Raw genomic sequence first — 22420 nt, 5'->3', positions numbered from 1 at the left:
GCCCATGCCCCCGATCCCGCGCCGCGCGGCACTGTTTCTTGGCCTTGCGCTGGCCGTTTCGGCCTGTGGCGGGCGCGATCAAACCCGGACGCTGGTGGCCGGCGGCGGCCCGCTGAACCAGGGGGAGACGCCGGAGCTGCGCGCCCTGATCCAGCGCTATTCGGCGGAGTATGACGTGCCGGTCAGTCTGGTGCACCGGGTGGTGCAGCGGGAATCGCGCTACAATCCGCAGGCGCGCAACGGGCCGTACCTCGGGCTGATGCAGATCAGGTCGCAAACCGCGCAGACCATGGGGTTTCGCGGATCACCGTCCGATCTGCTCGATCCTGATACCAACCTGCGCTATGCGGTCAAATACCTGCGCGGGGCGTGGATGGTCGCCGACGGGTCGGAAGACCGCGCGGTGATGTGGTATTCCAAAGGTTACTATTACGAGGCCAAGCGCCGTGGTCTGCTGCAAGCCACCGGCTTGCGCGGCTGATCTTTGCGCATGGACGGCAGTTCCCCCCCGCGCGCCGCGCTGACGATTCCTGATCTGGTTGCCGATGGTCTGGTGCGCGCCGATGATGCCCCGGTTCTGGAACAGGTGGCGCAGGATTTCCGCCTGCGCCTGACGCCGCAGATGCGCGCAGCCTCGGCCCGGTCTGACGGCGTGGCCCGGCAGTTCGTGCCAACGGCGGCAGAGCTGATCCAGCGGCCGGAAGACCTGCCCGACCCCATTGGCGATGATGCCCACGCCCCGGTGCCGGGGCTGACGCACCGCTACCCAGACCGGGTGATCCTGCATGTCACCAAAACCTGCGAGGTCTATTGCCGCTTTTGCTTTCGCCGCGAAACCGTGGGCGACACCGGCCATCTGCCGCAAGACCAGCTGGACGCGGCGCTGGACTACATCGCCCGCACCCCCGCGATACACGAGGTGATCCTGACCGGGGGCGATCCCTTGGTGCTGTCGGCGCGGCGGATTGCCGATCTGGTGGCGCGGCTGGCCGATATTGCGCATGTGGGCGTTTTGCGCCTGCACACCCGCGTGCCGGTGGTGGCCCCCGACCGGATCACCGATGCGCTGATCGCGGCGTTGCGCCAGCACCCGTCGGTCTGGATCGTGCTGCACACCAACCACGCCGATGAGCTGACGGCAGAGGCCCGCGCAGCCCTGACCCGGCTGGCCGATGCGGGCATTCCACTGCTGTCGCAATCGGTGCTGCTGCGCGGGGTGAATGACAGTGCCGATACGCTGGAGGCGCTGTTCCGCGCGCTGATCCGGCTGCGGGTCAAACCCTATTACCTGCACCATTGCGACCTCGCGCGCGGGGCCGGGCATTTCCGCACCACGATTGATCAGGGTCAGGCGATCATGGCCTCCTTACGCGGGCGGCTGTCGGGCACGGCTTTGCCGACGTATGTTCTGGATATCCCCGGAGGTTATGGCAAGGTGCCGATCGGGCCGGGGTATCTGGTGCCCGATGCACAGGGCTGGACGGTAACCGATCCGAACGGGCAGCAGCACCGCTACAGCGATCCTGAAAGCTAAGGCATTGCGCGAACTACGCCGCGCAACATCTTGATATCAAACAACCTGCCCCGCCGCCCAACTCGATGACCACGCCCATTGGAAGTTATACCCCCCAAGCCAACCGGTCACATCCACCACCTCGCCCACAAAATACAGCCCCGCCACACCCTTGGCCTGCAACGTGCGCGCGTCCAGCGCATCGGTGTCCACGCCACCCAGCGTGACCTCGGCGGTGCGGTAACCCTCCGACCCCACCGGCATCAGCCGCCAGTTGCGCAGAACCTCTGCCACCTGCTCGAGTGCTGCATTGGACAGGGTGCCAAGCGGCCCGGCGGGCGCGATCACCGTTTCCAGATGCCGCGCCAACCGTTCCGGCACCAGCCCCGCCAAAGCCGTCCGCAGCGCCAGTTTCGGCCCATCGGCCCGGGCCTGACGCAACAGCGCCGCCACGTCGCGGCCAAGGCTGACATCAACCGCAATCGCCTCGCCCTCGCGCCAGTAGCTGGAGATCTGCAGGATCGCCGGGCCGGACAACCCGCGATGGGTGAAGAGCAGCCCCTCGGCAAATTCGGTCCGCCCGTGCCGCACCCGGCCCTCAAGCGACAGGCCCGACAGCGGCTTCATCCAGACCAGTTCCTGCTCGGCAAAGGTCAGCGGCACCAGACCGGGGCGGGTTTCCACCAGCGGCAGGCCGAACTGTTCCGCCACGCGGTAGCCAAAGCCCGAGGCCCCCATCTTCGGAATGGATTTGCCCCCGGTCGCCACCACCAGCGATGCGCAGTGCAGCACCCCGCGCGGCGTCTCGACGCTGAACCCACCGCCCGGCAGGGTGCCGATGGCCCCCACCTCACCCCCCAGCCAAAGATCCCCCCCGGCACGGGACAGATCGCGGGTCAGCGCGTCCACGACCTGCGTGGCAGGCCCGTCACAAAACAGCTGCCCCAGCGTCTTTTCGTGCCAGGGGATGCCCCACCCGTCCATCCGGGCGATAAAATCCCATTGGGTAAAGCGTTTGAGCGCCGACAGCGCAAAGCGCGGATTGCGCGACAAAAACCTGTCGGGCAAAATCTCCAGATTGGTGAAATTGCACCGCCCGCCACCCGAAATGCGGATCTTTTCCCCCGGCGCACGCGCGTGATCAATCACCCGCACCCGCCGCCCGCGCCGCGCCGCTTCGATTCCGCAGAACAGACCCGCCGCCCCGGCCCCCAGAACAATGACATCCAGCTTTTCCATGCCTGCGCCATAACCCGGCCCCGCGCCCGCGTCCATCTTTGCCTTGCGCTACAGTGGCCAGAACGGTCTTTGACCTGCCCCACACCAGAGGCCGCCGGCATCTTTGCATTTTTGTGATGAACCCCCTTGCACCCGCCAACACCCTTGTCTAAACACCGCCGCACGGTTGGGGCGTCGCCAAGCGGTAAGGCATCGGTTTTTGGTACCGACATACCCAGGTTCGAATCCTGGCGCCCCAGCCAACCGTTTTCTTCCTCTTGTTTGCGCATCCATGCCCATCCCCGTCCCACAGGGCACCGACTGCGCCAGAGAGACCCAAAATGACCCTTCGCCCTTTCGTCCTCGCCGTTCTCCTGCCGCTCGCCGCCTGTGCCAGCGGCACCAGCGAGATGCAGCTTTATCCGCTGGAAGGCCCGATTGCCCAAGAGGATGCGACCAAGGTGATCGGGATCAGGGCGCAGAACACCAACGAAACCTCGGGGCCAATCAGCTTTCGGCTGGAGCGTAAGGTGAAGTGTCAAGGCACGTGGTCATCGGTCGCCCCCAAAGAGGTGTCGCAGACCAAAGGCGTGTCGCTGACCATACGAGATACCGGCGGGCGTCTGGGGCGGGATGTGAAGACATCGGCGCGCGTGAACAATGGCGAGATCTATGCCGTGTGCACCGACGGCACCCGGGTGCAAGGCAATTTCATCTCGGGCAGCGGCACGACCAGCGGCACAGGCCGCGCCACCGACACCAATGGCAATGTCTACAAGCTGTTGTTCTGACCCAGCTTGAAGGCCCCCTAAAGTGCCCCAGGGGGGGGCGGTGTGCCCCAGGTTGCCCCCCAGGCTTGCGCTCGGGAGGCTTATGGAACGTGCTTTGTTCTAGCCTTCAGAAACAGTTCTTTTGCGTGCCTACAGCGGTCAACGCATCATAGTTGCCCTTCATAGACGCAAGCTGCGGCTCCACATCCGAGCCACCACCCAAGGCAAAAAGTGCAGGCCAGAAAAGGATCATACCAATCCCCATCGCAGCTGCATCATTGTCGGCTTTCTTCTTCTGGACGCCGCTCAATTCATTGACCTTTTGAACGATTCGATTGCGTTCTGAAATGATCTGTCTGCAGTTAAAGCTGCTGTAGGTTGTTGGGCTAACGTAGGTCGCGACAACCTTGTCGGGTTGGTTGGCGCAAGCTGTAAGTACCAACGTGGCGGCCAACAACGTAGTGAGAACTTGTTTGTTCATATTCTGTCTGTTCCTTCTGCAGATATCCTTCAGAAACAATGATATGTCGCCTTAAGTGCGGCGCGATTATGTTTATAGAATGATGTGCAGTTGGCAGAAGGCGGCATCAAAAACGCCTCGCGTAATCTGCAACGCAAGGCGCCGGTCTATGCCTGGGCCCTGTAGAACAGCCTTTGGCGCAGACCTTCGGGCGCAACATCAACCGCGCGCCGCAAGCGCCTCTGCCAGCAGGGTTTTCACCATGTCGCCCGGCACGCCCTCTGCCACGAAGGCCTCACCGATGCCGCGCGCCAGAATGAATCGCAGCTGGCCATCCACCACCTTTTTGTCCTGCCCCATCAGCGCCAGCAGCGCCCCGGCATCCGGCAGATCGCCCGGAATGTCGGCCAGATCCACCTTGGTGCCCATGGCGCGCAGGTGTGCGCGCACGCGGCTGGGGGCCTCTTGCGAACACAGGCCCAGACGCTGCGACAGCTCGAACGCGAGGGCGCAGCCGATGGCCACCCCTTCGCCGTGCAGCAGCCGGTCGGAATAGCCGGTGGCCTTTTCCAGCGCGTGACAGAAGGTGTGGCCCAGATTGAGCAGCGCACGCTCCCCCTCCTCGGTTTCATCGCGGCTGACGATGCCGGCTTTCATCTCGACCGACCGGCGCACGGCGTATTGGCGCAAGGCACGGTCGGCGGCCATTCCGGGGGCATTCGCCTCCAGCCAGTCAAAGAACGCGGCGTCGCCCAGCAGACCGTATTTCACCACCTCGCCATAGCCCGCCAGAAAGTCACGCGTGGGCAATGACGCCAGCACGTCAATATCGGCCAGCACCACCGTTGGCTGGTGAAAGGCCCCGACAAGGTTCTTGCCCTGCGCGGTGTTGATTCCGGTCTTGCCGCCGACCGAGCTGTCGACCTGTGACAGCAGCGTGGTCGGGATCTGCGCAAACCGCACCCCGCGCCGCAGCACGGCGGCGGCAAAGCCTGCCAGATCGCCGATCACCCCGCCGCCAAAGGCCACCACCAGATCGCGGCGTTCGATCTTCTGGTCCAGCAGCCATTCGGTGGCGCGGGCGAATTCCGGCCAGCCCTTGGTGCTCTCACCCGCTGGAAGGGCCAGAGCGTTGGCCTCAATCCCGGCGGCGGCAAATGACGCCAGCAAACGGTCAAGATGCAGGGCGGCGACCGACTCGTCGGTGACAATCGCCACCTTGCGCCGCCGCAGAAACGGCAAGAGCTGCGCCCCGGCACCGTCGATCAGGCCGGTGCCGATCCGCACCTCATAGCTGCGGCTGCCCAGATCGACCTTCACCACATCAAGCGTCATGTCTTGTCTTCCTCCAGAACATCGGGGCGCGCGGCAAGGGCTGTGACCACCCGTTCGGCCATGCCTTCAATCGTCAGATCCGCACTGGCATCGACGGTGATATCGGCCTGAGCGTAGAACGGCACCCGCGCGTTATAGAGCGCGCGCAGGGTGTCGCGCGGGTTTGCGGTGCGCAGCAGGGGGCGGGTCGCCTTGTGGCGCACCCGGCTCCAGAGCAGATCCAGATCGGCGCGCAGCCAGACCGCGACCCCCACGTCAGAGATCAGGCGGCGGTTGCTGTCGGCAAGGTAGGCCCCGCCGCCGGTCGACAGCACGCAAGGCGGGCCGCGCAACAGACGGGCAAGCACCTCGGATTCGCGGGCGCGGAAGAACGGCTCGCCGTCACGTTCGAAAATCTCGGTGATCGAGCGGTTGGCGGCGCGGACGATTTCATCGTCCGAATCGAGGAAAGGCACCCCAAGCGCCCGCGCCACGGCCGTTCCCACCGCGGTTTTCCCCGCCCCCATCATCCCGACCATGGCGACCGTCTTCTTCAGGCGTGCCACGCTGCCTCCCCTTGGTTCATCTTCGGCGCGGAGCGGCTTTGTTTGCCGGCAACAGCGGCGTTTCGCCCGCATCACGCGCATTTTTTTGTTCATGGCGTGAACTCGCCACGAATGCCATATATAATCGCACCGAAATCATCCGGGCGGGGCCAGCTTGCGCGGCTATGCCCGGTGACGACACGCGGAATGACGAGCCTCTGCGGCAAGACGACGGGATAAACCCGTGGCGCGCAGAACATCGGGCTGAAAGGGCAGAAGAACAATGGTGGGGCGTATCCTCAAGGCTTTGGTTGTATTGGGTCTGTTGGGGTTTGTCGCCCTGACCGGCTATGCCTATCTGGCCGACTTGTCGCCCGAACAAAGTCAGGTGACGGTTCCGGTGACGCTGAATGCCGATTAAGACCGCATCGTCTGCGGGGCACCTGGCCGCAGTGCTGTGCGCGCTGATGGCGGGGCCGGTTGGTGCCGAAACCCCGTTGTCGGCGATTGACTGGCTGTCCAGCTCTGTCGCCACGCCAGCAGGGTCGGCGATTGGCAGGCCCGCGCCGACAGCCAAACGGGATGAGGCGCCGGTCACCTCTGGCGGAGCGCTGCCACAGGATGTGGCGGTCAGCGTGCTGGATGCGCCCTCGCCCGATGCCATCGGGCTGTTGTCGCCCGCCACCACCGGATTGCCGCGCGACCTGTGGGGCATGGGGCTGGAGGAAGAAGTGCGCAGCGCCATCATGCGCGACCGTGGCGACCATCTGCCAGCCCTGCAATCGCTGACCATGACCCTGATGCTGGCCGAAGCGGTACCGCCGCCCGACAGCACCGGCAAGGGCACGCTGTTGCTGGCACGGATTGACCGGCTGCTTGCCATGGGCGCGCTGGATCAGGCGGCGAGCCTGCTCAAAGCGGCCCCGACCGGCGACCCGGAGCTGTTCCGCCGCGCCTTTGACGTGGCCTTGCTGACCGGCAATGAGGATCAGGGCTGCGATATGATGCAGGCCACGCCCGACCTTGCCCCGACCTTTCCGGCGCGGATCTTTTGTGTGGCCCGCTCGGGCGACTGGAATGCGGCAGCGCTGACGTTGCGCACGGCGCAGGCGCTTGGCTATGTGACGCCGGAAGAAGAATCGCTGCTGTCGCGGTTTCTGGACCCTGATCTGTATGAAGGTGACGCCCTGCCGCCGATTCCGGCCCGGATGACGCCGCTGTCCTGGCGCATGTTCGAGGCGATCGGCGAGCCGCAATCCACCCTCAGCCTGCCGCTGGCCTTTGCCCATGCCGAGTTGCGCGACACTGCTGGCTGGAAAAGCCAGATCGAATCGGCCGAACGTCTGGCCCGTGCCGGGGTGATCGCGCCCAATGTGCTGCTGGGGCTTTATACCGAACGGCTGCCTGCCGCGTCGGGCGGGGTGTGGGACCGGGTGGATGCGTTCCAGCGGTTCGAGACCGCGCTGCGGGCGGGCGATCCGGGGGCGGTGGCGCAAAGCCTGCCCGCCGCCTGGGCGAAGATGACCGAGGCAGAGCTGGAGGTGCCCTTTGCCATCCTGTTCGCGAGTGATCTGTCGCGCCTGCCGCTGACCGGACAGGCCGGGCGCATTGCCTTTGACCTTGGGATGTTGTCGCCCGCCTATGAAACCATCGCCCGGACCCGCAAACCCGAATCCCCGCGTGAGGCGTTTCTGATCGGTCTGGCGACGGGGTCCTTGTCCGGTGCGCTGCCGCCCGAATCGCTGGGCCGCGCCATCGCCCCCGCCTTTCTGCGCGCCGGGGCCGCGCCCGAATTTGCCGCCCTGCTGGAACAGCGCCGGATGGGCGAGGCGATCTTGCTGGCGGTGGAAAAGATCGGGCGCGGGGTGCAGGGCAATCTGTCGGGCGTGACCGATGGGCTGGCGTTCCTGCGCCATGTCGGGCTGGAAGACGTGGCCCGCCGCACCGCGCTGGAGCTGATGCTGCTGGAGCGGCGGGGATGACCGCCGATCTATCCAACGCCCCCGCCACGCCCGAAGGCTGGATTTCCACCTTTCTTGACGCTCATGCCGCCGAGCTGGACGCGGCGCGCAACACCCAGCTGGCTTATGGCCGCGATCTGAAAGACTTTGCGGCCTGGGTTGCGCATCGGGGGGGCCAGTTTGCCACTGTGACGCGCGACGATGTCGAATCCTACCTCGTGTCCTGCGATGCGAACGGGCTGTCAAAGGCCACCCGCGCGCGGCGGTTGTCGTCGATCCGGCAGATGTACCGCTTTGCGCATGACGAAGGCTGGCGCGCCGACAATCCGGCGATCCGCATCAAGGGGCCGGGCGCGGTGCAGCGCCTGCCGGATGCCCTGTCGCAGCAGGATGTGACCCGGCTGATGGACGCCGCCCGCAGCCATGGCCGCACGCCAGCCGACCATGCCCGCGCCACCGCCCTGCTGGAACTGGTCTATGCCACAGGCATGCGCGTGACCGAACTGGTCGGCCTGCCGGTCGCGGCGGCGCGGGGCGATCCGCGCATGGTGCTGGTGCGGGGCAAGGGCGGCAAAGAGCGTATGGTGCCGCTGTCCTCGCCCGCCCGCACGGCACTTGCCGACTGGCTGCACCACCGCGATGCCGCCGAGGACAAGGCCCGGCTGGCGGGCAAGCCGCCGTCGCGCCAGTTGTTCCCCGGCCCGGGGGCCGATGGCCACCTGACGCGGCAGCATTTCCACCTGATGCTGAAAGACATCGCCATCACCGCCGGGGTATCGCCCGCGCGGGTGACGCCCCATGCGCTGCGTCATGCCTTCGCCACCCATCTGCTGGCCGGCGGGGCCGATCTGCGGGTGATCCAGACCCTGCTGGGCCATGCGGATCTGTCGACCACGGAAATCTACACCCATGTGCTGGATGACCATCTGAAATCGCTGGTGCTGGACCATCACCCCTTGGCAAAAGCGGGCAAGCGTTCGTAAAATGCCGCCTTCCCTACATAGAGATTGATTGACATGGAAAGTTCTGCCCTCGACTCCGCCTTCTGGCTGACGGCCGTGGGAATCATGTGCCTGCTGGTGCTGTCCGCGTTCTTTTCGGGGTCGGAAACCGCACTGACCGCCGCCTCGCGCGCCAAGCTGAAAACCCTTGCCGACAAAGGCTCGCTCGGGGCCACTGCGGCGATGAAGATCACCGAAGACAATGAACGGATGATCGGGGCGATCCTGCTTGGCAACAATGTGGTCAACATCCTGTCGGCGTCATTGGCGACGGCGCTGCTGACGCGGGTGCTGGGCGATTCCGGGGTGGCCTTTGCCACGCTGGGCATGACCATTCTGGTGCTGATCTTTGGCGAGGTGTTGCCCAAGACGCTGGCCATCACCTTTCCCGAAGGGGTCGCCACCCGCGTGGCCCCGATCATCAAGGTTCTGATCCTGATCTTTTCGCCGATTGTCACCGTGGTCCGTATTCTGGTGCGCGGGGTGCTGCGCTTGTTTGGCGTGAAGGCCGACCCCGAGGGCAAAATTCTGGCCCTGCGCGAGGAAATCATGGGCGCGATTGCGCTTGGCCATTCCGAAGGCGCTGTGGAAAAGGAAGACCGCGACCGTCTGCTGGGCGCGCTGGATCTGGGCAGCCGCACGGTGGATGAAATCATGCGCCACCGTCGCCATATCGAAATGCTCGACGCCGATCTGTCGCCCGATCAGATCATCACCAAGGTTCTGGCATCGCCCCACACCCGCCTGCCGCTGTTTCGCGGCGATGAGGAAAATATCCTTGGCGTGGTTCATGCCAAAGACCTGTTGCGCGAAGTTGACCGGCTGATGCGCAGTCAGACCGGCATTGTGGGCTCGGTCAAGGATCTGGATATCGTCAAGGTGGCGATGAAGCCCTATTTCATCCCCGACACCACCGCGCTGGACGAACAGATGCGCGAATTTTTGAAACGCCGGACGCATTTTGCGCTGGTGGTCGATGAATACGGCGGCTTGCAGGGGCTGATCACGCTGGAGGATATTCTGGAGGAAATCGTCGGCGAGATCACCGACGAATTCGATGTGGTCCAGAAGGAAAGTGCGCTGAAACGGGCCGAGAACGGCGATTACCTGATCGAGGGTCAGATGACGATCCGCGACCTGAACCGCGCGCTGGACTGGAACCTGCCCGATGACGAGGCCAATACCATCGCCGGTCTGGTCATCCATGAAGCGCAGATGATCCCGAATGAGGGGCAGGCCTTCAGCTTCCACGGCTTCCGGTTCGAGGTGCTGCAAAAGCGCGAAAACCGGATCGTGAAGCTGAAGCTGCGGGCGCTGTAAGCGTCTGGCCGGGCGGATCGCCCGGCCACCGGATCAGCGTTTCTTGAACAAGGTGCCCAGCACCCCGCGCACCAGCGCCTGCCCCGATTTGGTGCCAAGCTGGCGGGCAAAACTTTTGGCAAACGCCTCACCCACGGAATCACTGCTGCGGCGGGGGGTTTTGGGGGCCTGCGCACGGGTGCTGCCACCATCATAGCGGCGGCCCCGGCTGAATTCGCCCGGATCGCTTTGCGGATCGCTCGCGGCCCCGCGCTCTGCCGCTTCGGCCTCGGCTGCCGCCTTTTGGGCGCGGGCGCGCAGCCGCTCATACGCGCTGTCGCGGTCAATGGCGGTGTCGTATTTGCCGCGCAGCGCCGACATCGCCATCAGCTGCGCCCGCACATCCGCGTCAACCGGCCCAAGCTGGCTGGACGGCGGGCGGATCAGGGTGCGCTGCACCACGCCCGGAATGCCTTTGCGTTCCAGAAACGATGTCACCGCCTCACCCGTGCCGACATCGCGGATCGCGTCTTCGGTCTTGAACTCCGGGTTGTCGCGATAGGTCTGGGCGGCCATGCGCAGGTCTTTTTGATCCTTGGCGGTAAAGGCGCGCAGGGCGTGCTGCACCCGGTTGCCAAGCTGGCCCAGAATGGTCTCGGGCACATCCGCCGGGTTTTGCGTGACGAAATACACCCCCACCCCCTTGGACCGGATCAGCCGGGCGACCTGTTCCACCTTTTGCACCAGCGCTTTTGGGGCATCGGTGAACAAAAGATGCGCCTCGTCGAAAAAGAACACCAGCTTGGGCTGATCCGGGTTGCCCACCTCGGGCAGGGTTTCAAACAGTTCGGACAGCAGCCACAACAGAAAGGTCGCGTACAGCCGGGGGCTGTGCATCAGCCTGTCCGCCGCCAGAATGTTGATCTGGCCAAAGCCCTGCGCGTCGGTGCGCATCAGATCAGCCAGATCGAGGGCCGGTTCGCCGAAAAACCCGGTGCCGCCTTCGTTTTCCAGCACCAGCAACCGGCGCTGGATCGCGCCGATCGATGCCGGGGCGACCAACCCGTAGCGGGTGGAAATCTCGCCCGCATTTTCCCCGATGAACCCCAGCAGCGCCTGCAGATCCTTGAGGTCCAGAAGCGGCAGTTCTTCCTCATCCGCCAGCCGGAACGCCACGTTCAGCACGCCTTCCTGCGCCTCGGTCAAGTCCAGCAGCCGCGACAACAGCAGCGGCCCCATCTCGGCCACCGTCGCCCGCACCGGATGGCCCTGTTCGCCGAACATGTCCCAGAAGGTGACCGGAAACGCCCGGTACTGCAGATCCAGCCCGATGGTCGCCGCGCGGGCCATGAAGGCCCCGTGCAGCTTGCCCGCCGGGTCGCCGGCCACCGCCAGCCCGGACAGATCGCCCTTCACATCAGACATGAAGACCGGAACCCCGGCGGCAGAAAACCCCTCGGCCAGAATCTGCAGGGTCACGGTTTTGCCGGTGCCGGTCGCCCCCGCGATCAGCCCGTGACGATTGCCGTATTCCAGCAGCAGGCTTTGCGGCAGGCCATAGTCTGCCCCCCCACCACCGACAAAAATTGAAGGCCCTTCCGACACCAGCTGTCTCCCTGTTCCCACGCGGATCTGCACCACGGGCGCAACCATATCCGCTTCACCCTTCGATGCCAGCCTTGATCGTATCGCGGCTTTGGTGCGCTGCGCCCTGCCCGATGCGCGGTGACGGGCACCGGCCACACGCGGTGGCAAAAACAAGTGGGAGTTTATCATGTTTTACAGGCGATTTTGTGATCATTTGACGGGTTGACGCCTGCGAAATTCCGCCGTAGCGTCTCCACCATCAAGTCGGCCAGTCCGACAGGGAGCAAAAAATTGACGTGAAAAAGGGCCGGATTTCTGGCCCTTTTTTATTTGCGTGGAAGGCCTTCCCGCCCCCGCACCCTGCCCCGCCCCCTGCTCACGCTTTTGCCACCTGACAGCTCTGGCGCAACATGCTACAGCGGCGCGAGCGGTGAAAACCAAATCAGCGACAGATGGACGTGACATGACTCTTTCAGCGATCTCTCCCTTCTCGAAATCCCTTGCCGTGGCCGTTCTGCTGGCATCCTCGGCGGCAACGGCGGTCTGGGCGCAGGACGCCACCACGCCCCCCGCCACCGAAGCCCCCCCGGCTGAGGCCGCAGATGCGGCACCAACCGCAGATGCCGCCGCCGATAACGGTCTGTCGATGGGCACCGAAGTGGGCAATGACGGGCTGGGCAGCTCCTACGTTCAGGCCAGTTTTGACGCTTGGGAACAGCGCTGCATCCGCACCGAAGACGGCTCTGATCCGTGCCAGCTGTATCAGCTGCTGAAAGACACCGACGGCAATGCCGTGGCCGAGTTCAGCATGTTCAACCTGCCCGCAGGTGGCCAGGCCGTTGCCGGGGCGACCGTGATCGTGCCGCTGGAAACGCTGCTGACCGACAACCTGCTGATGGCCATCGATGGCACCGCGCCAAAGGTCTATCCCTTCACCTTCTGCTCGACCATCGGCTGCATCTCGCGCATCGGCTTTACCGCCGCCGAGGTGGAGCAGTTCAAAAAGGGTGCCAAGGCGGTGCTGACCATCGTTCCGGTCGTCGCGCCGGACCAGAAAGTTGCGGTTGATCTGTCGCTCAAGGGCTTTACGGCGGGCTTCGCGGCGGTGTCTGCGACCAACCCGTAACGCGAACGGCTTGGCCGACAGAACAGGCCGCGCCCATCGGGTGCGGCCTTTTTCTTAGGGGTCAGACCCGGCGCAGCACCAGCACCGCATTCAGCCCGCCAAAGGCAAAGGCATTGGTCATGGCAACATCCACGCGCGCTGTGCGGGCGGTGTTGGGCACCACATCCAGCGCGCAATCGGGGTCGGCCACGCGATAACCCAGCGTCGGCGCGATGACGCCCTCACGCAGCGCCATCAGACAGGCCAGCAGCTCCACCGCGCCGGTGCCGCCGATGATATGGCCATGCGCGCCCTTGGTCGATGACACCGGCGGCGGCGTATCGCCAAACACCGTGCGGATCGCCATCGCCTCATTCGCATCATTGGCCTTGGTGCCGGTGCCATGGGCGTTGATGTAACCCACCTGCCCCGGATCTATCCCCGCATCGGCAAGCGCTGCGCGCATCGCGCGCACTGCCCCTTCGGCCGAGGGCATCACGATATCATGCGCGTCGGAACACATGGCAAAGCCCGCCACTTCGGCCAGAATCTCCGCTCCGCGCGCGCGGGCGTGGTCATAGGATTCGAACACGAACACCGCCCCCCCTTCGCCCTGCACCATGCCGTTGCGGTCGGCGGAAAACGGGCGGCAGGCGTCGGTTGCCATCACCCGCAGCCCCTCCCACGCCTTCAGCCCGCCAAAGGTCAGCATCGCCTCGGCCCCGCCGGTCAGCATGACCGGGGCGGTGCCCGAGCGGACCATCTGAAACGCCAGCCCCATCGCATGGTTGGAACTGGCGCAGGCGGTCGAGACGGTAAAGGCAGGCCCGCGCAAACCATAGGTCATGCTGATATGGCTGACCCCGGCACTGGCCATCAGGCGCGGCACGGTCAGCGGGTGCACCCGGTTCTTGCCCTCGGCATAAACCGCGCGGTAGCTGTCGTCGATGGTACCAAGCCCGCCGCCCGCCGTGCCCAGCACCACCCCGGCCCGCAGGCCAAGTTCCTCGTCAAAATTCAACCCCGATTGCGCCACCGCCTGCTGCGCCGACCACAGCGCGAACTGCGTCATCCGGTCATAGAGGCTAAGGCCCCGCAGATCGAAATGGTCCGATGCGGTCCAGCCCCGGACCTGCCCCGCCACGCGGATCGACAGCCGGTCCACATCCGGAATGTCCAACGGACCGATCCCGCCCTGCCCATCGGCAAACGCCGCGAGTGTTGATGGCAGATCATGGCCAAGGGCATTGATGGTGCCCGCGCCGGTAATGACAACCCTGTGCATCGGCGCTCAGGCAGCCTTTTGCGAGACAAGACCTTCGACGGCCTGAATGATCGCGCCCACCGACGACAGGTCAAACTCCTGCGTGCCGGGGTCGTTGGCGTTGGCGTTGGCGTTGGCGTTGAAGGGGACCGAGATGTCAAACGTCTCTTCCAGCGCAAAGATCAGCTCGACCATGGCCAGACTGTCCAGCGCCAACGCATCAAGCCTTGTGTCGATGGTCAGATCTGCGGGGTCGAGCAATGCCTGTTCGGCGATGATCCCGATGATGGTCTGTGCGGTCTGGGTCATGCGATCATTCCTTTCTGTTCGCGCAACATATAGGAAGCGTTCATGACTTCTGAATGACTTTCTCCCGCTCGGCAAGTTTTGCGGCCAGACGCGGCAGGCGCCGCAGCGCCTTTTGCATCTCGACATGGGTTTCCAGCTTGACCGCCGGATAGCCCAGCATGACCCGGCCCGCCGGGGCATTGGTGAACACCTTTGTCGCCCCGCCGCAGATCACGTCATCGCCGATAAAGATATTGTCATTCACTCCGCATTGCCCGGCCAGCACCACCCGGTTGCCAATCCGCGCCGATCCGGCCACGCCGACCTGACCACACAACAGACAATCATTCCCGACCTGAACGTTGTGGCCAATGTGCACAAGGTTATCGAGCTTGGTGCCATTGCCGATCGTGGTGTCGCGGATGGTGCCGCGGTCGATGCAGGCATTCGCGCCGATTTCCACATCATCGCCAATGGTTACGGCCCCAAGTGAATGTATCCGCGTCCAGCTTTGGGCGCGGATGTCGGCGCGTTGGCCAAGGGTTTCGCGGATTTCCTCCACCCCCGATTTCTCGGGGGTCACAAAGGAAAACCCATCGGCCCCGATCACCGCCCCGGGCTGGCAGACAAACCGCGCGCCGATGGTCACCCGCGCGCCGATGCGCGCGCCCTGCAGGATCAGCGCATCGGGGCCGATGGTGGCGCCTTCGGCAATGCTGACATGGCTGGCAATCCGTGCATTGGGGCCGATGACCACGCCCGCGCCAATGGTGACAAAGGGGCCGACTGCCGCGCCCGCGCCGATCTGCGCGGTGGGGTCGATCACGCTCATCGCGTGAACCCCCGGCGCGATATCCGGTCCGGGGTCAAGCATGCTGGTCAGCCCCGCCATCGCCAACCGTCCACGCGGCGCAAAGATCGCGGCCTTCATCCCAAGCGCCTGCCAGTCTGCGCCCGGCCACAGCATCGCTGCAATCGCCGCCCCCTGCGCCAGACCATCTGCGTATTTCGGGTTCACCGCCAAGGCCAGATCGTCGGGCCCGGCCTGCTGCGGCTCGGACGCACCACGCACCATCACCTCGCCATCCCCGGCAAACTCTGCCCCAAGGGCGGCAGCGATGTCGGCGATACGATGGGTCATGGCAATGCTCCTGTCACCACACGCTGTGGCTGGCAGGGATTTTAGCCCTGAACCGCCGGCAAGACCACCCCGGCAGCCTCAAGCGCCTGAAACAGTTTGGCATCGCGGTCATAGATATCGCGGCGATAGGTCATCTGCCCCTTCGCCCCCGGCCAGGCGGTGAAATAGACCAGATGCACAGGCACGTGCTGCTCCAGCCTCACCGTGGTTTCGTTGCGGGTTTTCAGATGACGCTCAAACTCGCCCTGCGGATCATCACTTTGCAGCGCCAGCAACGCATAGGCAAAATCGAACGGATCGGCCAGACGGATGCAGCCGTGGCTATAGGCGCGCACCTCATGGCTGAACAGGTTTTTTGATGGCGTATCATGCAGATAGATGTTGTGCTTGTTGGGGAACATGAACTTTACCAGCCCCAGTGCATTGCCGTCAGACGGCGGCTGGCGCAGGCCAAAGGGAAAGGTGCGCGCCGAATAGCCGGCAAAGTTCACCGCGCTGCGCGGCACCACCCGGCCCCGGTTGTCGATCACCTGCAGATGGCTGACCGCATTCGGATTGCGCTGCAACAACGGCAGATACTCACTGACGATGATAGAGCGCGGCACCCCCCAGCTCGGGTTGATCACCATATGCGCCATCATGTCGGAAAATTCCGGTGTGCGCTGCGCGGGCACGTTCTTGCCCACCACGGCGCGGGTTTCAAAGGTGACCTTGCCGTGATCGATGATTTTCGAGGTAAAGTCCGGCAGGTTCACCCAGATGTGGCGGTCGCCCAACGGGGTGTCGTGCATCCAGCGCAGCCGCTCCATCGCGACGATCACCGATTTCAACCGCTCTTCCGGCGCGGTGTTCAGTGCCGCCAGCGTTGCCGCATCGGCCTTGCCATTCCCCGCCAGCCCATGATCGAGCTGAAAGCGCTGAACAGCGGCCTGAATCGCCGCGTCATAGCGGCTGGTGGCCGAGCGGGTCAGGTAGCCCATCGTGATCAGCCGGTCGCGCAGGGCAACAACAGCGTCCCCCGACTCCCCCGGGGCCAGCGACGCGGCGCGCACCACCGGGCCCCAGCCGCCCTGAGCGATCCTGGCCTCTATCCCCAGCTTGGCCCGCATCAGCTGCGCATAGCGGGGGGAGACCGGAACCAGCGCCTGCAACACCTGTGCCGGGTTGCGGGTCTGCATCTGAGCCAGCAGCCGGGCCGGATCTGGCCGCGCAATGTCGCGCACGATGCCGGGGTCAATCGCCTTGGGGTCGGTCGCACCGGACGAGATGTCGCGGGCATAGGCCAGATAGGCCCGGGTCAGCGCCACCTCGGCACGGGCGCGGTCGCCTTCGGTGCGGGCCCCCGTCAGCATCGCCACCAGTCTGGTCGCATCATAGCGGGCGACCGGCAGACCATGATCCCCGGCCTTTGCCAGCGCGGCAAACAGCGCCGCGCGGCGCTGCACATCCTGCTCGGCCGCGCCGGTCCACAGGGTGCGATAGCCGTTGTCACGGTAAAAGGCGGCAACCGCGTCATCTTCGCTCGCCGCGATGGCGATGGTCTGGACGAAAGGGCTGGGAAAACCTTGCGCCAGCACCGGGGCCTGCGCGGCAAAGACCAAAAAAGAGGCAGAAATCAGAAACCCACGCGCCACAGCCGTCCCGGTCAATCGCTTCATCGTGAAATGGTCCTTGCGGTTTTTTTGCAATAATTTCCCGACTTTCCGCGAAGTGGGCAGCACTGTCCATTCACGTTCCAGCCAGAAGGTCACGTTTACGCCGGATTTCGTTACTTTCTGGCAACAGTGGCATAAGAAAAATACAGCGCACCGCTTCCAGCGCTTTAAGCAAAAATTTGCCTATCGACCCTAAAAGGGGAACCGGCGGAGAATCTGCCCTTGGGTTGCATAATGTGCTGTGGCATAAGATCTGCACACTTGGGGATAAGTGCAGACGAACCGCCGTCTAGGTGGTCAACAATGCGACGGGACAGGCGTTACAATGACAGATACATCGAAGTTGGGCTTTTCGCGGCGTGGCTTGCTGGGCGCTTTTGCGGCGTCTGTGGTGGTTGCGGCCCCGACATACTCCAACGCGTTCGGTCTGTTGCGCGGTGCAGGCGATATCCGCCGCATCCGCATGTATTCCGGACGGACGGGCGAAAGCATTGACACGATCTACTGGATCGAAGGCAAATACATCCCCGAAGTCATGAAGGAAATCAATCACTTCATGCGCGACTGGCGGTCCAATGACGTGTACGGCATCGACGCGCGCACGGTCGATATCATGGCCGCCGCCCATCGTCTGATGGATGTGAAAGAACCCTATATGATGCTGTCGGGCTATCGCAGCCCGCGCACGAACGCGATGCTGCGGTCGCAATCCGGCGGCGTTGCGCAGAATTCCCTGCACCTCAAGGGTCAGGCGGCCGATCTGCGGCTCAAGTCGCGTTCGGTCGGTCAGATGGCCAAAGCCGCCTCTGCCTGCGCCTCTGGCGGGGTGGGAAAATACTCGCGGTCAGATTTCGTCCACATGGATTGCGGGCCGGTCCGCAGCTGGGGCGGCTGAGGGATCAGCCGAAAATTCGCAGGATTTTCGTGAAAAGGCACCCCGCGGGGTGCCTTTCGCATAGGGCGGATTGTTGTCAGATCCGGGTCAATCCTCATCATCCTCTGCCGCCTTTGCGGCGGCAATCGCGCGTCCGCGATAACCCATGGCCACCACGAACTTTTCCGAACTGTCGGCGCGGCTCGCCGGGGGTTTCACATTGGCGACCTTGGTGAAGTTCTTCTTTAGCATGGCCTGCATGGTGTTTTCCGCCCCGCCCGCCAGAACCTTGGCGACAAAGGTACCGCCGTCTTCCAGCACGTCAAAGGCGAAATCCAAGGCCGCCTCGATCAGCGCCACGATGCGCAAGTGGTCGGTCGCCTTGTGCCCCGAAGCCGCCGCTGCCATGTCGGACAGCACCACATCGGCCCGCCCGCCCAGCCAGCCCTTGACCAGATCATCGGCCCCGTCCGACAGGAAATCGAGCTGATGCAGTTCTGCCCCCGGAATCGGCTCTATCTCTTGCAAGTCAACGCCCAGCACCGTGCCCACCGGCTTTTTCGGGTTCTGCGCCAGCGCATTCACCCGCACCACCGCCACCTGACACCAGCCCCCCGGCGCACAGCCAAGGTCCACCACCCGCGCCCCCGGCTTCAGAAAGCCATAGCGGTCATCGAGTTCCGAAATCTTGTAAGCCGCGCGGCCACGATAACCCTCTTTGCGCGCGCGGATCACGTAAGGGTCGTTCAGCTGACGCTCCAGCCAGAGGGTGGACGACAGCTTGCGCCCCTTGGCGGTTTTCACCCGCACCCGCAGCTCGCGCTGGCCACGGCCGGAAATGTTCTTTTCACTCATGTGAACGGTCCTTCGGTCAACACGCCATCGGCGGTCATCTGGGCATATAAAAGCCCCTCACGCAGGCCACGGTCGGCCACGGAAAGGCGGTCGGTTGGCCATATCCGCATCAGCGCCTGAAGGATAGCCGCACCGGACATGATCAGCGCATGCCGGTCACGCCCGATGCGCGGGTCGGTGCGCCGCCCCTCTGGCCCCAGCGTCAGATAATCGCGGATCACGAAATCGATCTGATCACTGGTCATCTGCAGCCCGTCCACCTTGGTCCGGTCATAGCGGCGCAGGCCAAGATAGCTGGCGGCCACCGTGGTCACTGTGCCAGAGGTGCCGATGATCTGGAACCCTTCGCGCGGGTGCTGGGCGTTATAGGGCGAGAAACTCGACAGTTGTTCTTCAAAAAACCAGCTCATCAGCGCAAAGCGGGCGGCGTCATCGTCGACATCGCCGAACTGGTCGCGCAGCGTTGCCACCCCAAGCGGCACCGAGATCCAGTCCACCACCCGCGCCCCGCCTATCGGCTGGGCGTCAAAGCCGGAATGCAGGCTCATGATCGCGCGCGGGCGGTTTTCAGGCACCACGCCCGACAGATCAATCCACACCAGTTCCGTCGAGCCGCCGCCGATATCGACCACCAGGAGCTGTTCGGTGCGTTCATTGACCAAAGGCGCGCAGGAAATCACCGCCAGCCGCGCCTCTTCTTCGGGCGTGATGATCTCCAGCGACAGCCCGGCTTCGCGTTTGACCTGACGGATGAAATCGCGGGCGTTGCGGGCGCGGCGGCAGGCTTCGGTCGCGACCAGCCGCATCCGTTTGACGCCATGGCGTTCAATCTTTTTCTGACAGATCCGCAGCGCCTGCACCGTCCGCCCCATCGACGCACGCGACAACCGGCCCGAGGCTTCCAGCCCGATGCCCAGCTGAACAGTTTTGGAAAAACTGTCCACGACCAGAAACTGACTGCCCTTGGGCTGGGCAATCAGCATCCGGCAAGAATTGGTGCCAAGGTCGAGCGCCGCATAAAGCGTGCCCTGCCCCGGCTTTTGAGGGGGTGACGATTCGACGAGACGAGAGCCATCATCTGGCTCGATCGGCGTTTGCGATGCGTCCCCCCCTCGGGGACGCTCGGGCGTCATGGTCGCCCTCCATATGTGGTTATCCCAAACGTAGCGCTGATCCCCAGCCCCCGCAAGCACTCATGCGGCGGGCCGATGTCTGCCCTTGGGTCGCAGATGCGATGCGCGATGTCGAAAACGCACCGTCTTGTCGCAACCGGACCATTAGAACGGAAAGGAGCAGATGTCGGGAGGGAATCATGCCATGGCTGAAGTGACAGTGGTGTTCTGGCGTGACATCCCGGCCCAGGTGATTGTGGGCAAGGGCCGGCGCGGGGCCAAGGTGCAGCTGACCGAACGCTTTGAACAGGCGATCGACCGCTGCGCCATGAAGATCGGGGCCAAGGATGCCGACGCCTATCTGGCCGAATGGCGCAAAGCTCCCCCCTATGAGGTGGAGGGCGCGCAGGAAGATGTCGCCCGCGATGAGGCCGCCCGGCTGGAAGCCGAATACGACACTGACCGTCTGAAAACACTGATCGCAGCGGATGGCTGGGCCAAGGCCTGAGGCAGCTCGCATGACCCTGAGGGAGAGGTTGATGGCCCTGTTCAATTTCCGCACCAAGACAGCCCCCGCCGCGCCTTCGCCCGGGCAGATGGAGGCCTTTTTGCAGGGCTATTCCATCGAGGTGATGCCACGCACGGCTGAGAAGGTTGAAGATTTCCGCGCTCTGCTGCCTGCAGGCACCCGCGTCTATATTGCCCATATCGACGGCACTCCGATTGAAGAGATGATCGCCACCGCGCGACGTGTGACGGGTGAAGGCTTCACCGCCATGCCGCATTTCCCCGCCCGCATCATCAAGGACCGCGCCACGCTGACCGATTGGGTCAGCCGCTACCGCGATGTCGGCGTGCGGCAGGGCCTGCTGCTGGCGGGCGGCGTCGCGCAGCCGGTGGGGGATTTCCACACTTCGATGCAGCTGCTGGAGTCTGGCGCGTTTGACGGCTTTGACCGGCTGCATGTCGCCGGACACCCCGAGGGCAACCGCGATATTGATCCGGACGGGTCAGACCATATGGTGATGGAGGCCGCGCGCTGGAAATCGGCCTTTGCCGCGCGGACCGATGCGCAGATGGCAATGGCGACGCAGTTCTGCTTTGACGCAGGGCCGGTGATTGACTGGGTGGAGCGTCTGCAGGCCGAGGGAATCAAACTGCCGGTTCACATTGGCGTCGCGGGCCCCGCAAAACTGCAGACGCTGATCAAGTTTGCCATTGCCTGCGGGGTGGGCCCGTCGCTCAAGGTCTTGCAAAAGCGGGCAATGGATGTGACCAAGCTGTTGATGCCCTATGAGCCGACAGATGTGCTGACAGCCCTTGCAGCCCACAAGGCGGCAAACCCGGGCTTTGGCATCGAACAGGTCCATTTCTTCCCGCTTGGCGGGATCAAGACCAACGCTGCCTGGGTGACAGAGCACGGCGGTACCGCGGGAAAACCCGCGAAAGCTGCCTGACAAAAAGGTTGAAGAATGACCCGTACCGTTATTGAATCAAAGACAAAAACCGTCATCATCGGTTTTGACGAACCGTTTTGCGTGATCGGCGAGCGGATCAACCCTACGGGGCGCAAAAAGCTGGCCGCCGAGTTGGAGGCGGGGAATTTTGAAACCGTGATCCGCGACGCGCTGGAACAGGTGGCCTGCGGGGCCACGGTGCTGGATGTGAATTCAGGCGCGGTGTTCACCAACAAGATGGCGCTGGACCCGCGCTACGCCGACAACAACTTTGTCGAGCCGCCGCTGATGAAAGCGCTGATCGAGATCATTCAAGCCACGGTGGACGTGCCCCTGTGCATCGACTCATCGGTTCCCGCAGCGCTGGAGGCCGGTCTGGCCGCCTGTGAGGGGCGCCCGCTGCTGAATTCGGTCACCGGCGAGGAAGACCGGATGGAGCTGGTTCTGCCGCTGGTCAAGAAATACAACGTGCCGGTGGTGGCGATTTCCAACGACGATACCGGCATTTCGCCGGACCCGGATGTGCGGTTTGCGGTGGCGAAAAAGATCGTCGAACGCGCCGCCGATTTCGGCATCCCGGCGCATGACATCGTGGTTGACCCGCTGGTGATGCCGGTGGGCGCGATGGGGTCTGCGGGGCAGCAGGTGTTTGCACTGGTGCGCCGGTTGCGCGAAGAGCTGGGGGTGAACACCACCTGTGGTGCCTCAAACATCAGCTTTGGCCTGCCGCACCGGCATGGCATCAACGCGGCGTTTCTGCCGATGGCCATCGGGGCCGGCATGACCAGCGCCATCATGAACCCGGTGCGCCTGCAGGAGATGGAGGCGATCCGCGCCGCCAATTTCCTGATGAACCACGATGCCAATGGCGGCGAATGGATTCGCTTTGCCAAGGTTCTGGAAGCGGTTGAAGGCGGGATGAGCTTTGCCGAAGCCTCAGCCGCGGCGTCTCAGGCTGCCGGGGGCCGTCGCGGTGGCCGTCGCGGCCGCGCCTGAGCGAT

Annotated in this window: 23 protein-coding genes and 1 tRNA gene; 13 read left to right on the top strand and 11 right to left on the bottom strand. The window is 64.1% G+C overall.

Annotation, left to right across the window (positions count from 1 at the left end; all coding sequences use genetic code 11):
• Nucleotides 1–4 precede the first annotated feature (4 nt).
• Both Q7J44_RS08660 and Q7J44_RS08655 read left to right on the top strand, forming a co-directional pair.
• Entirely contained in the window at nucleotides 5–481 is a 477-nt protein-coding gene (locus Q7J44_RS08660; RefSeq protein WP_304878921.1) for a lytic transglycosylase domain-containing protein, read from the top strand.
• Between the two features lie 9 nt (nucleotides 482–490).
• Nucleotides 491–1534, top strand: a complete 1044-nt coding sequence (locus Q7J44_RS08655) for a lysine-2,3-aminomutase-like protein (RefSeq protein ID WP_304878919.1) — start codon at nucleotides 491–493, stop codon at nucleotides 1532–1534.
• A gap of 36 nt (nucleotides 1535–1570) precedes the next feature.
• Here Q7J44_RS08655 and Q7J44_RS08650 read toward each other — a convergent pair whose 3' ends face one another.
• Nucleotides 1571–2752: an NAD(P)/FAD-dependent oxidoreductase gene (locus tag Q7J44_RS08650; RefSeq protein WP_304878917.1), complete on the bottom strand. Its 1182-nt coding sequence runs from the start codon at nucleotides 2750–2752 to the stop codon at nucleotides 1571–1573.
• A 167-nt stretch (nucleotides 2753–2919) separates the two neighbouring features.
• On the opposite strand from Q7J44_RS08650, the gene Q7J44_RS08645 reads away from it, so the two are divergent.
• Together Q7J44_RS08645 and Q7J44_RS08640 are read left to right on the top strand one after the other, a co-directional pair.
• Nucleotides 2920–2994: transfer RNA gene (locus Q7J44_RS08645), tRNA-Gln, on the top strand.
• Nucleotides 2995–3072: 78 nt separating this feature from the next.
• On the top strand, nucleotides 3073–3522 hold the full coding sequence (locus Q7J44_RS08640) for a hypothetical protein (protein ID WP_304878915.1): 450 nt from the start codon (nucleotides 3073–3075) through the stop codon (nucleotides 3520–3522).
• 106 nt (nucleotides 3523–3628) lie between these two features.
• Here the strand turns inward: Q7J44_RS08640 and Q7J44_RS08635 are convergent, their stop codons facing one another.
• The 3 genes from Q7J44_RS08635 to Q7J44_RS08625 all read right to left on the bottom strand — a co-directional run bounded on the left by Q7J44_RS08635 (nucleotide 3629) and on the right by Q7J44_RS08625 (nucleotide 5841).
• Nucleotides 3629–3982 (bottom strand): hypothetical protein, encoded by a 354-nt coding sequence (locus tag Q7J44_RS08635; RefSeq protein ID WP_304878914.1) that lies wholly within the window; start codon nucleotides 3980–3982, stop codon nucleotides 3629–3631.
• A gap of 198 nt (nucleotides 3983–4180) precedes the next feature.
• Nucleotides 4181–5296 carry a 3-dehydroquinate synthase gene (gene aroB, locus Q7J44_RS08630; RefSeq protein ID WP_304878913.1) on the bottom strand — a complete coding sequence of 372 codons (1116 nt, stop codon included), beginning with the start codon at nucleotides 5294–5296 and terminating at the stop codon, nucleotides 4181–4183.
• A complete protein-coding gene (locus tag Q7J44_RS08625) occupies nucleotides 5293–5841 on the bottom strand; it encodes a shikimate kinase (protein WP_304878912.1) in 549 nt (182 codons plus the stop codon). The genes aroB and Q7J44_RS08625 overlap by 4 nt, the downstream gene beginning before the upstream one ends.
• Before the next feature lie 262 nt (nucleotides 5842–6103).
• Between Q7J44_RS08625 and Q7J44_RS08620 the strand changes: the two genes are divergently transcribed.
• The 4 genes from Q7J44_RS08620 to Q7J44_RS08605 are packed head-to-tail and all read left to right on the top strand — an operon-like array spanning nucleotide 6104 to nucleotide 10102.
• Nucleotides 6104–6241, top strand: coding sequence for a hypothetical protein (locus tag Q7J44_RS08620; protein WP_304878911.1), 138 nt, complete (start codon nucleotides 6104–6106; stop codon nucleotides 6239–6241).
• Entirely contained in the window at nucleotides 6231–7802 is a 1572-nt protein-coding gene (locus tag Q7J44_RS08615; protein WP_304878910.1) for a hypothetical protein, read from the top strand. The genes Q7J44_RS08620 and Q7J44_RS08615 overlap by 11 nt, the downstream gene beginning before the upstream one ends.
• A complete protein-coding gene (locus Q7J44_RS08610) occupies nucleotides 7799–8764 on the top strand; it encodes a tyrosine recombinase (protein ID WP_304878909.1) in 966 nt (321 codons plus the stop codon). Before Q7J44_RS08615 ends, Q7J44_RS08610 begins: the two co-directional genes overlap by 4 nt.
• Before the next feature lie 33 nt (nucleotides 8765–8797).
• On the top strand, nucleotides 8798–10102 hold the full coding sequence (locus Q7J44_RS08605; protein WP_304878908.1) for an HlyC/CorC family transporter: 1305 nt from the start codon (nucleotides 8798–8800) through the stop codon (nucleotides 10100–10102).
• A 33-nt stretch (nucleotides 10103–10135) separates the two neighbouring features.
• On the opposite strand, the gene Q7J44_RS08600 is transcribed toward Q7J44_RS08605, so the two are convergent.
• Nucleotides 10136–11734 (bottom strand): helicase HerA-like domain-containing protein, encoded by a 1599-nt coding sequence (locus tag Q7J44_RS08600; RefSeq protein WP_304878906.1) that lies wholly within the window; start codon nucleotides 11732–11734, stop codon nucleotides 10136–10138.
• Nucleotides 11735–12131: 397 nt separating this feature from the next.
• On the opposite strand from Q7J44_RS08600, the gene Q7J44_RS08595 reads away from it, so the two are divergent.
• Nucleotides 12132–12794: an invasion associated locus B family protein gene (locus Q7J44_RS08595; protein ID WP_304878904.1), complete on the top strand. Its 663-nt coding sequence runs from the start codon at nucleotides 12132–12134 to the stop codon at nucleotides 12792–12794.
• 61 nt (nucleotides 12795–12855) lie between these two features.
• Here Q7J44_RS08595 and Q7J44_RS08590 read toward each other — a convergent pair whose 3' ends face one another.
• Genes Q7J44_RS08590 through Q7J44_RS08575 form a run of 4 tightly spaced genes read right to left on the bottom strand, consistent with a single transcriptional unit; the run spans nucleotide 12856 to nucleotide 17124 of the window.
• Nucleotides 12856–14058: a beta-ketoacyl synthase gene (locus Q7J44_RS08590; RefSeq protein WP_304878902.1), complete on the bottom strand. Its 1203-nt coding sequence runs from the start codon at nucleotides 14056–14058 to the stop codon at nucleotides 12856–12858.
• Nucleotides 14059–14064: 6 nt separating this feature from the next.
• The gene (locus Q7J44_RS08585) at nucleotides 14065–14346 is read right to left on the bottom strand and encodes an acyl carrier protein (protein ID WP_304878900.1); all 282 of its coding nucleotides are present in this window, start codon (nucleotides 14344–14346) and stop codon (nucleotides 14065–14067) included.
• 40 nt (nucleotides 14347–14386) lie between these two features.
• The gene (locus Q7J44_RS08580) at nucleotides 14387–15466 is read right to left on the bottom strand and encodes a UDP-3-O-(3-hydroxymyristoyl)glucosamine N-acyltransferase (RefSeq protein WP_304878898.1); all 1080 of its coding nucleotides are present in this window, start codon (nucleotides 15464–15466) and stop codon (nucleotides 14387–14389) included.
• A 41-nt stretch (nucleotides 15467–15507) separates the two neighbouring features.
• Nucleotides 15508–17124: a murein L,D-transpeptidase gene (locus tag Q7J44_RS08575; RefSeq protein WP_304878896.1), complete on the bottom strand. Its 1617-nt coding sequence runs from the start codon at nucleotides 17122–17124 to the stop codon at nucleotides 15508–15510.
• A gap of 322 nt (nucleotides 17125–17446) precedes the next feature.
• Between Q7J44_RS08575 and Q7J44_RS08570 the strand changes: the two genes are divergently transcribed.
• Nucleotides 17447–18016 carry a DUF882 domain-containing protein gene (locus Q7J44_RS08570; protein WP_304878894.1) on the top strand — a complete coding sequence of 190 codons (570 nt, stop codon included), beginning with the start codon at nucleotides 17447–17449 and terminating at the stop codon, nucleotides 18014–18016.
• 87 nt (nucleotides 18017–18103) lie between these two features.
• Here the strand turns inward: Q7J44_RS08570 and Q7J44_RS08565 are convergent, their stop codons facing one another.
• The gene (locus tag Q7J44_RS08565) at nucleotides 18104–18850 is read right to left on the bottom strand and encodes an RlmE family RNA methyltransferase (protein WP_304878892.1); all 747 of its coding nucleotides are present in this window, start codon (nucleotides 18848–18850) and stop codon (nucleotides 18104–18106) included.
• Entirely contained in the window at nucleotides 18847–19983 is a 1137-nt protein-coding gene (locus Q7J44_RS08560; protein ID WP_304878890.1) for a Ppx/GppA phosphatase family protein, read from the bottom strand. Before Q7J44_RS08560 ends, Q7J44_RS08565 begins: the two co-directional genes overlap by 4 nt.
• 184 nt (nucleotides 19984–20167) lie before the next feature.
• Between Q7J44_RS08560 and Q7J44_RS08555 the strand changes: the two genes are divergently transcribed.
• From Q7J44_RS08555 to Q7J44_RS08545, 3 genes are read left to right on the top strand one after another with little or no spacing between them, the layout of a single operon-like run.
• Nucleotides 20168–20470, top strand: a complete 303-nt coding sequence (locus Q7J44_RS08555) for a virulence factor (protein ID WP_304878888.1) — start codon at nucleotides 20168–20170, stop codon at nucleotides 20468–20470.
• A 31-nt stretch (nucleotides 20471–20501) separates the two neighbouring features.
• Nucleotides 20502–21419 carry a methylenetetrahydrofolate reductase gene (locus Q7J44_RS08550; protein WP_304878886.1) on the top strand — a complete coding sequence of 306 codons (918 nt, stop codon included), beginning with the start codon at nucleotides 20502–20504 and terminating at the stop codon, nucleotides 21417–21419.
• Nucleotides 21420–21434: 15 nt separating this feature from the next.
• Nucleotides 21435–22415, top strand: coding sequence for a methyltetrahydrofolate cobalamin methyltransferase (locus Q7J44_RS08545; protein WP_304878884.1), 981 nt, complete (start codon nucleotides 21435–21437; stop codon nucleotides 22413–22415).
• The last annotated feature ends 5 nt before the right edge of the window (nucleotides 22416–22420 follow it).

The sequence above is a fragment of the Pseudotabrizicola sp. genome (assembly GCF_030656345.1).
Taxonomy (GTDB): Bacteria; Pseudomonadota; Alphaproteobacteria; order Rhodobacterales; family Rhodobacteraceae; genus Pseudotabrizicola.
Note: the sequence above shows the minus strand (reverse complement) of the source record. Positions and strands in the feature narration are given on the sequence as shown.

Excerpts from the sequence above, each read along its gene's own strand:
- Q7J44_RS08570 (WP_304878894.1), top strand. The coding sequence starts at position 17,447 with ATGACAGATACATCGAAGTTGGGCTTTTCGCGGCGTGGCTTGCTGGGC.
- Q7J44_RS08600 (WP_304878906.1), bottom strand. The coding sequence starts at position 11,734 with ATGGTTGCGCCCGTGGTGCAGATCCGCGTGGGAACAGGGAGACAGCTG.
- Q7J44_RS08635 (WP_304878914.1), bottom strand. The coding sequence starts at position 3,982 with ATGAACAAACAAGTTCTCACTACGTTGTTGGCCGCCACGTTGGTACTT.
- Q7J44_RS08550 (WP_304878886.1), top strand. The coding sequence starts at position 20,502 with ATGGCCCTGTTCAATTTCCGCACCAAGACAGCCCCCGCCGCGCCTTCG.
- Q7J44_RS08580 (WP_304878898.1), bottom strand. The coding sequence starts at position 15,466 with ATGACCCATCGTATCGCCGACATCGCTGCCGCCCTTGGGGCAGAGTTT.
- Q7J44_RS08640 (WP_304878915.1), top strand. The coding sequence starts at position 3,073 with ATGACCCTTCGCCCTTTCGTCCTCGCCGTTCTCCTGCCGCTCGCCGCC.
- Q7J44_RS08620 (WP_304878911.1), top strand. The coding sequence starts at position 6,104 with ATGGTGGGGCGTATCCTCAAGGCTTTGGTTGTATTGGGTCTGTTGGGG.
- Q7J44_RS08650 (WP_304878917.1), bottom strand. The coding sequence starts at position 2,752 with ATGGAAAAGCTGGATGTCATTGTTCTGGGGGCCGGGGCGGCGGGTCTG.
- Q7J44_RS08615 (WP_304878910.1), top strand. The coding sequence starts at position 6,231 with ATGCCGATTAAGACCGCATCGTCTGCGGGGCACCTGGCCGCAGTGCTG.
- Q7J44_RS08565 (WP_304878892.1), bottom strand. The coding sequence starts at position 18,850 with ATGAGTGAAAAGAACATTTCCGGCCGTGGCCAGCGCGAGCTGCGGGTG.
- Q7J44_RS08655 (WP_304878919.1), top strand. The coding sequence starts at position 491 with ATGGACGGCAGTTCCCCCCCGCGCGCCGCGCTGACGATTCCTGATCTG.
- Q7J44_RS08545 (WP_304878884.1), top strand. The coding sequence starts at position 21,435 with ATGACCCGTACCGTTATTGAATCAAAGACAAAAACCGTCATCATCGGT.
- Q7J44_RS08560 (WP_304878890.1), bottom strand. The coding sequence starts at position 19,983 with ATGACGCCCGAGCGTCCCCGAGGGGGGGACGCATCGCAAACGCCGATC.
- Q7J44_RS08610 (WP_304878909.1), top strand. The coding sequence starts at position 7,799 with ATGACCGCCGATCTATCCAACGCCCCCGCCACGCCCGAAGGCTGGATT.
- Q7J44_RS08575 (WP_304878896.1), bottom strand. The coding sequence starts at position 17,124 with ATGAAGCGATTGACCGGGACGGCTGTGGCGCGTGGGTTTCTGATTTCT.
- Q7J44_RS08595 (WP_304878904.1), top strand. The coding sequence starts at position 12,132 with ATGACTCTTTCAGCGATCTCTCCCTTCTCGAAATCCCTTGCCGTGGCC.
- Q7J44_RS08590 (WP_304878902.1), bottom strand. The coding sequence starts at position 14,058 with ATGCACAGGGTTGTCATTACCGGCGCGGGCACCATCAATGCCCTTGGC.
- aroB (WP_304878913.1), bottom strand. The coding sequence starts at position 5,296 with ATGACGCTTGATGTGGTGAAGGTCGATCTGGGCAGCCGCAGCTATGAG.
- Q7J44_RS08585 (WP_304878900.1), bottom strand. The coding sequence starts at position 14,346 with ATGACCCAGACCGCACAGACCATCATCGGGATCATCGCCGAACAGGCA.
- Q7J44_RS08555 (WP_304878888.1), top strand. The coding sequence starts at position 20,168 with ATGGCTGAAGTGACAGTGGTGTTCTGGCGTGACATCCCGGCCCAGGTG.
- Q7J44_RS08605 (WP_304878908.1), top strand. The coding sequence starts at position 8,798 with ATGGAAAGTTCTGCCCTCGACTCCGCCTTCTGGCTGACGGCCGTGGGA.
- Q7J44_RS08660 (WP_304878921.1), top strand. The coding sequence starts at position 5 with ATGCCCCCGATCCCGCGCCGCGCGGCACTGTTTCTTGGCCTTGCGCTG.